2 protein-coding genes are annotated in these 843 nt (G+C 59.1%); both read right to left on the bottom strand.

All coding sequences use genetic code 11. The annotated features are described in order from the left end of the window. Positions 1-49 precede the first annotated feature (49 nt). Positions 50-370: an addiction module antidote protein gene (locus tag SRAH_RS11785; protein ID WP_029463523.1), complete on the bottom strand. Its 321-nt coding sequence runs from the start codon at positions 368-370 to the stop codon at positions 50-52. A 9-nt stretch (positions 371-379) separates the two neighbouring features. After that, positions 380-670, bottom strand: a complete 291-nt coding sequence (locus tag SRAH_RS12280) for a type II toxin-antitoxin system RelE/ParE family toxin (protein ID WP_045477487.1) — start codon at positions 668-670, stop codon at positions 380-382. Between the last annotated feature and the right edge of the window lie 173 nt (positions 671-843).

The following is an 843-nucleotide window of genomic DNA, read 5'->3' as shown; positions in this document are numbered from 1 at the left end:
CGTTGAGGTTAACCGGCGGGCCGAAGGCACGTCCGAGTTGAACCGCAGGTTAGGCGATGGTGCGAAGGGTGCCTGTTCTGGCGCCGGCCGGAGAAGCGTGAAGTTGAAGCCCCAAGGCAGACACGACTTTCATGATTGTCGCAAACTCAGGATTGCCGCTGGGTGCCAGTGCCTTGTAGAGACTTTCGCGCCCCAAGCCGGCATCGCGTGCGATTTGACTCATGCCTTTGGCCTTGGCGATGTCTCCGAGCGCGGCAGAGATAAGTGCAGGGTCGCCCTCTTCGAGCGCCGCTTCAAGGTAAGCGGCCATGTCTTCTTCGGTGTTGAGATGTTCAGCTGCATCCCACGGTTTGGTGATGGTCTTGGGCATGTTCGACTCCTAAAGTTGCTTCGCCAAGGCCTTGGCCAGTTTGATGTCTTTGTCTTGCGACGACTTGTCGCCTCCTGCGAGGAGAACGATCAGTACGGCACCTTGCTGAACAAAGTAGACCCGATAGCCCGGACCATGATCGATGCGCAGTTCCGATACGCCCTCGCCCACAGCTTTCACATCTCCCGGATTTCCAAGAGACAAGCGGCGAATGCGGATATCGATGCGCGCCTTGGCCTGCCGATCGCGTAGGCCGCCATACCATTGGGCGTAAGCGACGGTCTGGCGGACTTCGATCATTCCACAAGTGTATCACATGGGACACACATCTGTGTTGCACGGTGGCCAAGCAACAGGCCAGCAACCAAGCAGCGCCGCCGGAGCGCGAGGGAGTGGAGCGGCAGAAGCCAAAACGAGGCCTAACGTTGAGGTTAACCGGCGGGCCGAAGGCACGTCCGAGTTGAACCGCAGGT

The organism is Serpentinimonas barnesii (assembly GCF_000696225.1).
Classification (GTDB): domain Bacteria; phylum Pseudomonadota; class Gammaproteobacteria; order Burkholderiales; family Burkholderiaceae_C; genus Serpentinimonas; species Serpentinimonas barnesii.
Note: the sequence above shows the minus strand (reverse complement) of the source record. Positions and strands in the feature narration are given on the sequence as shown.